General features: G+C 59.8%; 8 protein-coding genes. 4 read left to right on the forward strand and 4 right to left on the reverse strand.

All coding sequences use genetic code 11. The features are described from left to right. Positions 1–33 precede the first annotated feature (33 nt). Complete coding sequence (locus HX814_RS15395) at positions 34–426, forward strand: hypothetical protein (protein WP_102605233.1); 393 nt, start codon at positions 34–36, stop codon at positions 424–426. Between the two features lie 302 nt (positions 427–728). Here HX814_RS15395 and HX814_RS15400 read toward each other — a convergent pair whose 3' ends face one another. From HX814_RS15400 to HX814_RS15415, 4 genes are all read right to left on the reverse strand, one after another. Next, the gene (locus tag HX814_RS15400) at positions 729–1,310 is read right to left on the reverse strand and encodes a YigZ family protein (RefSeq protein WP_102368022.1); all 582 of its coding nucleotides are present in this window, start codon (positions 1,308–1,310) and stop codon (positions 729–731) included. Positions 1,311–1,322: 12 nt separating this feature from the next. Beyond that, positions 1,323–1,982 (reverse strand): TetR/AcrR family transcriptional regulator, encoded by a 660-nt coding sequence (locus HX814_RS15405; protein WP_003211175.1) that lies wholly within the window; start codon positions 1,980–1,982, stop codon positions 1,323–1,325. 87 nt (positions 1,983–2,069) lie between these two features. Next, entirely contained in the window at positions 2,070–3,464 is a 1,395-nt protein-coding gene (locus tag HX814_RS15410; RefSeq protein ID WP_003211176.1) for a uracil-xanthine permease family protein, read from the reverse strand. Positions 3,465–3,550: 86 nt separating this feature from the next. Further along, positions 3,551–4,471, reverse strand: a complete 921-nt coding sequence (locus HX814_RS15415; protein WP_087693467.1) for a LysR family transcriptional regulator — start codon at positions 4,469–4,471, stop codon at positions 3,551–3,553. Positions 4,472–4,598: 127 nt separating this feature from the next. On the opposite strand from HX814_RS15415, the gene HX814_RS15420 reads away from it, so the two are divergent. The 3 genes from HX814_RS15420 to HX814_RS31320 form a co-directional block, all read left to right on the forward strand. Continuing rightward, on the forward strand, positions 4,599–5,948 hold the full coding sequence (locus HX814_RS15420; protein WP_008430786.1) for an aspartate aminotransferase family protein: 1,350 nt from the start codon (positions 4,599–4,601) through the stop codon (positions 5,946–5,948). A 39-nt stretch (positions 5,949–5,987) separates the two neighbouring features. After that, complete coding sequence (locus HX814_RS15425) at positions 5,988–7,481, forward strand: CoA-acylating methylmalonate-semialdehyde dehydrogenase (protein ID WP_003211182.1); 1,494 nt, start codon at positions 5,988–5,990, stop codon at positions 7,479–7,481. 25 nt (positions 7,482–7,506) lie between these two features. Beyond that, the coding region (locus HX814_RS31320; RefSeq protein WP_218175012.1) for a hypothetical protein at positions 7,507–7,704 on the forward strand (198 nt) is incomplete at its 3' end.

Below are 7,704 nucleotides of genomic sequence, written 5' to 3' on the forward strand. Positions count from 1 at the left end.
TGCTGGCTTCTTGAATTTAAGGAGCTTACGGCTATGTGGACTGCACACCAATACCGTCGACTGGTTCGGGCCAGCGGTTGGTACGACCTGATCGTCACCGCCGCACTGGTCACACCCTGGACGTTTGTCCTGCTGCATAACGCCCTGGTGGCGTTGAACCTGCCCGGCGAGCTGCCGCCGTTCGCGCCTGTGCATATGTTGATGGCGAACCTGATGGGCTCGATTGTCTGCGTGTGGTCGGTGCTACGAATCCGCGACCCACAAGCGATCTTTGGCCGCTACGACGCCGCCGGCCGAGTGCTGTTTGCCACCTGGCAGATCTACGCGCTGGCCCATGGTGCCAGTACTGTATTGGTGATTGTCGTGGTGTTTGAAGTGCTGTGGGCGGTGGCTCAGTTGATACCGGTGCGCCGAGTAACAAGTTGATCAAAAAATGCTCAGTTGTGCCGGAACGTTGCAGGCTCTGCTGCGGGGTGACTCTTGCACGGGTTATCCACAGGTTGCTCCACAGTAATTGTGCGCAAGCGTGACCGGTGGATATAAGCGCTGTGGCCCTTTGTTCTAAAGGACATAACCCGCCTAACTGACTGTTTTTGAGCTGGATTAATACTTTCGTGCAGTGCCTTGAACAAAAACTGTACAACCGCCTGAAACCCTTGTGACAGAAGGGTTACAGGCGAGTGTGCTCAGGTTATCCACAGGCAGGTGCACAGTAGATGTGGGCAGTTTCAGCGCTCCAGCAGAATGCGCCCGCGACTCAGGTCGGCGAGCTGCGCTTGCAGGGTGTCGATATGTGCCTCGCCGAGGGCCAGCTGCAGGTCGACGCCATTGGCGGTGAAGGTTTCTTCCATCACCAGCCCACCCAGTTCGGCCACTCGCAGCTTCACCAACTGCAGCTCGGCAAAACCACAGGAGCAGCTCAGCGGCACCCGTTTGATCAGCTCGACGCGTTCGGCGGCTTGCAGGCATTTGTTCGCGCCGCCGCCATAGGCGCGGGCCAGGCCGCCGGTGCCCAGTTGGATGCCGCCGTACCAGCGGATCACCAGCACCACGACCTGGTCGCAATCCTGCGCTTCGATCGCGGCCAGGATCGGGCGCCCGGCCGTCCCGCCGGGTTCGCCGTCGTCGTTGCTGCGGTATTGATCGCCGAGTTTCCAGGCCCAGCAGTTGTGCGTGGCGTTCAGGTCGCTGTGCTGGTCGATGAAGGCCTGGGCGTCCTGGGGGCTGCTGATCGGGGCGGCGAGGGTAATGAAGCGGCTTTTGCGAATTTCTTCGCGAAACTCGCAAAGGCCGGTAAGCGTGAAAGGCATGGGTAACTTCGTTTAGAGGGCCGGCTTGATGCCACAGCCTTTGAGAATGATGTGGATAAGGTTGGTGCCGGCGTCTTCCATGTCCTGCTTGGTCAGCTTGGTGCGCCCGGTCACGCGGCAGATCTGGGTGGCAAAGTCGGCGTAATGCTGGGTGCTGCCCCACAGCAGGAAGATCAGGTGCACCGGGTCGATAGGGTCCATCTTGCCGGCGTCGATCCAGGCCTGGAATACCGCCGCACGGCCGCTGAACCAGGCGCGGTAGTCCTGGCTGAAATATTCGGTCAGGCACTCACCGCCGCTGATGATCTCCATCGCGAAGATCCGCGAGGCTTGTGGCTGGCGCCGGGAGAATTCCATCTTGGTGCGGATATAGCGGGTCAGGGCGGCCGCCGGGTCATCCTCGGCGGTCAGGGTGTTGAAGGTGCTGTCCCACAATTCGAGGATGTTGCTGAGCACCGCGATGTACAGGCCCAGCTTGTTGGTGAAGTAGTAGTGCAAGTTGGCTTTCGGCAACCCGGCACTCGCCGCGATGGTGTTCATGCTGGTGCCTTTGTAGCCATGACGGGCGAACTCGTCTTCGGCGGCCTGCAAAATCGCTTGTTCGTTCTTTTGGCGAATGCGGCTTGCAGGTTTTCCGGCGTGGTTGCTGTGGGCAGGAACTTCGAGGCTCATGGAGGTTTCCGTGCAGATCGATGAAGGCGACGTGTGCACAGATAACCCACCCTCAAGCCCCAGACAAGTCCCGATACGATAAAACCCTTAAAGCGGCTCCAGAGTGTCGCTTTCCAGGGTCCGGTTTGCGGCATCCACGGGAGCCTTGGCTTCAGGTAGCAGCAGGCACAATACGATGGCGGTCAGGCCGCCGCTGGTGATGGCCGAGTCGAACAGGTTCTGCACCAGGGTTGGCATCAGGTGCAGCAGGTTCGGTTGCGCCGCGATCCCCAGGCCGACGCCGAACGAGGTGGCGATGATCAGCATGCTGCGCCGATCCAGCGGGGCCTGGGCGAGAATGCGCACGCCGGCCGCCGCTACGCTGCCGAACATCACCAGGGTTGCGCCGCCCAGCACCGGCTTGGGGATTTGCTGCAGCACCGCACCAATCAACGGAAACAGCCCGAGGCAAAACAGTACCGCGCCGATGTACAAGCCGACGTAACGGCTGGCCACGCCGGTCAGCTGGATCACGCCGTTGTTCTGGGCGAATGTGGTGTTGGGAAAGGCACTGAAGGTGGCTGCGATCATGCAACTGATGCCATCTCCCAGTACGCCACCCTTGAGTCGGCTTATATAGGAAGGGCCGCTGATGGGCTGGCGGGCGATCATGCAATTGGCAGTGAGGTCGCCGACGGTTTCGATGGTGCTGATCAGATAAATCAGTGCTACCGGCAGGAAAGCGCTCCAATCGAAATTGAAACCGAAGTGGAACGGTGTAGGCAGGCTGATCAATGGCAAGTCAGGCAAGGCTTGGGGCACCAATTTGCCGCTGAACCAGGCGGCGAGGCTGCCCAGTGCGAGGCCGATGATAATGGCGGAGAGCCGTACCCATGGCGTGTTCGAGCGGTTCAGCAGGATGATGGTCAGTACCACGAACAGGCCGAGTGCCAGGTTGGTTGGCGCGCCGAAGTCCGGGGCATTGAAGCCGCCTCCAAGGTCAGTGATGCCGACCTTGATCAGGCTGATGCCGATCAGTGTGATGACGATGCCGGTCACCAGCGGCGTGATTACCCTTTTGAGCTGACCGATGAAACGGCTCAACACGACCTGCACTGCGGCGCCGAAGAAGCAGATACCGAAAATCATCGCCAGGATGTCTTCCGGGCTGCCGCCGCGTTGCTTGACCAGAAACCCGGCCGACAATACGGCGCCGAGAAACGCGAAGCTGGTGCCTTGCAGGCAGATCATCCCGGCGCCAATGCCAAACGGCCTGCGCGCCTGGATGAAGGTGCCCACACCGGAAACCATCAATGCCATGCTGATCAGGTAGGGCAGGTGGGCGGTCAGGCCCAGGGTAGAGCCGATGATCAGCGGCGGGGTGATGATGCCGACGAAGGCAGCCAACACATGCTGCAACGCGGCAAGCAATGCAGGCAAAGGTTTGGGCCGATCGTTGAGGCCGTAGATCAGGTCGCTGGGGGTGTTGGATTCTGGCGGCATGGCGGGGAACTCATGGCTGACGGTTCGAGATCCCCTTGTCTTGCAAAAAGCTGTCCAGTTGCTCAGGTTTTTATGTAAGGCCCGTGTTAGCGCGTTGCGGCCAGACTTTCGAGGAAGCTTTCCAGCACCAAATGAGGGCGACGGCCCTTGCGCGTGACCGAAGCGAGGCTCAAATCGTAAAAACGTGTAGCCGGTTTCAGCGCGCGCAGTCGGCCTTGTTGTACCCACAGGCTGGCGTAGTGGTCGGGCAGGTAGCCGATGTAGCGGCCGGTCAGGATCAGGAAGGCCATGCCCTCGCGGTCCGAGGCACTGGCGGTGCAATTGAGTGCCTGGTAGTGCGCCTGGATATCCGCGGGCAGGCGGAAGGTTGGGGCGATGGCGTCCTGGCTGTTGACGCGGTCGTCGTCCAGTTGCTTGTCGTCGGCGTAAAACAGCGGGTGGCCCACTGCGCAATAGAGCAGCGAGCGTTCGCTGTACAGCGGCTGGTATTCAAGTCCCGACAAGGCGCTGGCCTGGGGGACTACGCCGACATGCAGGCGACCGTCGAGCACCCCTTGTTCGACTTCATTGGGGGCGATCATGCGGATCTGGATCTGTACGTCCGGGCCGCGTTCCTTCAACTGTGCCAGGGCGTGGGTGATACGCATGTGGGGCAGGGTGACCAGGTTGTCGGTCAGGCCGATGATCAGCTCGCCGCGCAAGTGTTGGTGCAGGCCGTTGACCTCGGTGCGAAAACTTTCCAGGGCGCTGAGCAGCTGCAGTGCCGACTGGTAAACCTCGCGTCCTTCCTCGGTCAGGGAAAACCCCGCCCGCCCGCGTTGGCACAGGCGCAGGCCAAGGCGCTGTTCAAGATCGCTCATTTGCTGGCTGATGGCCGAGCGGCCAATCCCCAGTACGGTTTCCGCCGCCGAGAAGCCACCGCACTCCACCACGCTGCGAAAGATGCGCAACAGGCGGATATCGAAGTCGCTGACTTGGGCCAGTGGGTCGGGTCGACGGCTGCTCATAGTTTAGTGAAGGCCTGACTGAAGGTTAGAAGAGTTGGATTTCACCGACTTTATCCCCGTGGCAATTTAGCTGCAACAACGCTTTTCGAATCCCTACGCTGCCTTTTTGCCTTGCGAGGTTTTGCTCATGAACATGCCCGAAAACGCTCCGTCCACCCTGGCCAGCCAATTGAAGCTGGACGCGCACTGGATGCCGTACACCGCCAACCGTAACTTCCATCGTGACCCGCGCCTGATCGTGGCGGCCGAAGGCAGCTGGTTGACCGATGACAAGGGGCGCAAGGTGTATGACTCGCTGTCGGGTCTGTGGACCTGCGGCGCCGGGCACACTCGCAAGGAAATCCAGGAAGCGGTCTCCAAGCAGTTGGGTACGTTGGACTACTCGCCGGGCTTCCAATACGGTCATCCGTTGTCGTTCCAGCTGGCAGAAAAGATTACCGACCTGACCCCGGGTAACCTGAACCATGTGTTCTTCACCGACTCCGGCTCCGAGTGTGCCGATACCGCGGTGAAGATGGTGCGTGCGTACTGGCGCCTGAAAGGCCAGGCGACCAAGACCAAGATGATCGGCCGTGCCCGTGGTTATCACGGCGTGAACATCGCCGGTACCAGCCTGGGCGGCGTGAACGGTAACCGTAAGATTTTTGGTCAGGGGCTGATGGATGTTGACCATCTGCCTCACACCCTGCTGGCGAGCAATGCGTTCTCCCGTGGCATGCCGGAGCTGGGCGGGATTGCCTTGGCGGACGAGCTGCTCAAGCTGATCGAGTTGCACGATGCGTCGAACATCGCTGCGGTGTTTGTTGAACCGATGGCGGGCTCTGCCGGCGTGTTGGTTCCGCCGCAGGGTTACCTGAAGCGTCTGCGTGAGATCTGCGATCAGCACAACATCCTGTTGGTGTTCGATGAAGTGATCACCGGCTTCGGTCGTACCGGTTCGATGTTTGGTGCTGACAGCTTCGGTGTGACCCCGGACCTGATGTGCATTGCCAAGCAAGTCACCAACGGCGCGATCCCGATGGGCGCGGTGATTGCCAGCACCGAGATTTATCAGACGTTCATGAATCAGGCGACGCCTGAGTACGCGGTGGAATTCCCGCACGGCTACACCTACTCGGCCCACCCGGTTGCCTGCGCGGCTGGCTTGGCGGCACTCGACCTGCTGCAGAAGGAAAACCTGGTGCAGAGCGTGGCCGAAGTCGCACCGCATTTCGAGAATGCGCTGCACGGTCTGAAGGGCAGCAAGAACGTGATCGACATTCGTAACTATGGCCTGGCCGGTGCGATCCAGATTGCCCCGCGTGATGGTGATGCCATCGTGCGTCCGTTCGAAGCGGGCATGGCCTTGTGGAAAGCCGGCTTCTACGTGCGCTTTGGCGGCGACACCCTGCAGTTCGGCCCAACCTTCAACAGCAAGCCGCAGGACCTGGATCGCTTGTTCGATGCGGTCGGCGAAGTGCTGAACAAGATCGACTGATTTCTCCTTCTATATAGAACAACTTTTCAGGAGCCCTGCATGAGCCTCATCCAGCATTTGATCAACGGCCAATTGGTCACCGAAAACGGTCGCACTGCCGACGTGTACAACCCGTCGACTGGCCAGGTGATTCACCAGGTGCCGTTGGCCAGCCGTGAAACCATTCAAAGCGCCATCGATTCGGCCAAGGCGGCTTTCCCAGCCTGGCGTAATACGCCACCGGCCAAGCGTGCCCAGGTGATGTTTCGTTTCAAGCAATTGCTTGAGCAGAACGAAGCGCGTATCTCCCAGCTGATCAGCGAAGAGCATGGCAAGACCCTGGAAGATGCGGCTGGTGAACTCAAGCGCGGGATCGAGAACGTGGAGTACGCGTGCTCGGCACCGGAAATCCTCAAGGGCGAGTACAGCCGTAACGTTGGCCCGAATATCGATGCCTGGTCTGACTTCCAGCCGTTGGGTGTGGTGGCCGGTATTACGCCGTTCAACTTCCCGGCGATGGTGCCGTTGTGGATGTATCCGCTGGCGATCGTCTGCGGTAACTGCTTCATCCTCAAGCCGTCGGAGCGTGATCCAAGCTCGACGCTGCTGATTGCACAGTTGTTGCAGGAAGCTGGCTTGCCTAAAGGCGTGCTGAGTGTGGTGCATGGCGATAAAGGCGCGGTGGATGCGCTGATCGAAGCGCCGGAAGTCAAGGCGTTGAGCTTTGTCGGCTCGACGCCGATCGCCGAGTACATCTATTCCGAAGCCACCAAGCGCGGCAAGCGTGTACAGGCGTTGGGCGGGGCGAAGAACCATGCGGTGCTGATGCCGGATGCGGATCTCGATAACGCTGTCAGTGCCTTGATGGGCGCGGCGTATGGTTCTTGCGGTGAGCGTTGCATGGCGATCTCTGTTGCCGTGTGTGTCGGCGACCAGGTGGCTGACGCATTGGTCGCCAAGCTGGTGCCGCAGATCAAGGCGCTGAAGATTGGTGCGGGCACCACGTGTGGATTGGACATGGGGCCGCTGGTCACTGGCCAGGCGCGCGATAAAGTCAGTGGCTATATAGAGGACGGCGTTTCTTCGGGTGCTGAGTTGGTCGTCGATGGTCGTGGCCTGAGTATTGCCGGTAATGAAGATGGCTTCTTCCTGGGGGGCAGTTTGTTCGACCGCGTGACCCCGCAGATGCGCATCTATAAAGAAGAGATCTTCGGGCCGGTGCTGTGTGTGGTTCGGGTGAACAGCCTGGAAGCGGCCATGCAGTTGATCAACGATCACGAGTACGGCAACGGCACCTGTATCTTCACCCGTGACGGTGAGGCGGCGCGGTTGTTCTGTGACGAGATTGAAGTGGGTATGGTTGGCGTCAACGTGCCGTTGCCGGTGCCGGTGGCTTATCACAGCTTTGGTGGCTGGAAGCGCTCGCTGTTTGGCGACTTGCATGCCTATGGGCCGGATGGGGTGCGGTTCTATACGCGTCGCAAGGCGATTACCCAGCGCTGGCCGCAACGGGCCAGTCATGAGGCGTCGCAGTTTGCCTTTCCTAGCTTGTAGGTTCGGTAAGTAGAAGGCCGGCCCCTTGGGGCCGGCCTTTGCTTTTCAGGGCATTTTTGACCGATATGACAGTATTGTGAAAAAAGGTGTTGACGGCAGATTCTGGAAGTCTATAATTCGCCCACTTCCGGCGCAGTCGAAACGGAAAACTCCTTGGCAAACAAAGAGTTATGTAGGTTTCGACAGCGGGTTGCTTCAGATCATCGAAGCCCAGAAGGAGTTA

Origin of the sequence: Pseudomonas sp. C8002 (assembly GCF_013385765.1) — a bacterium.
GTDB lineage: Bacteria > Pseudomonadota > Gammaproteobacteria > Pseudomonadales > Pseudomonadaceae > Aquipseudomonas.

What these genes read in the sequence shown, in the direction of transcription:
- HX814_RS15395 (WP_102605233.1), top strand. Translation starts at nt 34, where the DNA reads ATGTGGACTGCACACCAATACCGTCGACTGGTTCGGGCCAGCGGTTGG.
- HX814_RS15400 (WP_102368022.1), bottom strand. Translation starts at nt 1,310, where the DNA reads ATGCCTTTCACGCTTACCGGCCTTTGCGAGTTTCGCGAAGAAATTCGC.
- HX814_RS15405 (WP_003211175.1), bottom strand. Translation starts at nt 1,982, where the DNA reads ATGAGCCTCGAAGTTCCTGCCCACAGCAACCACGCCGGAAAACCTGCA.
- HX814_RS15410 (WP_003211176.1), bottom strand. Translation starts at nt 3,464, where the DNA reads ATGCCGCCAGAATCCAACACCCCCAGCGACCTGATCTACGGCCTCAAC.
- HX814_RS15415 (WP_087693467.1), bottom strand. Translation starts at nt 4,471, where the DNA reads ATGAGCAGCCGTCGACCCGACCCACTGGCCCAAGTCAGCGACTTCGAT.
- HX814_RS15420 (WP_008430786.1), top strand. Translation starts at nt 4,599, where the DNA reads ATGAACATGCCCGAAAACGCTCCGTCCACCCTGGCCAGCCAATTGAAG.
- HX814_RS15425 (WP_003211182.1), top strand. Translation starts at nt 5,988, where the DNA reads ATGAGCCTCATCCAGCATTTGATCAACGGCCAATTGGTCACCGAAAAC.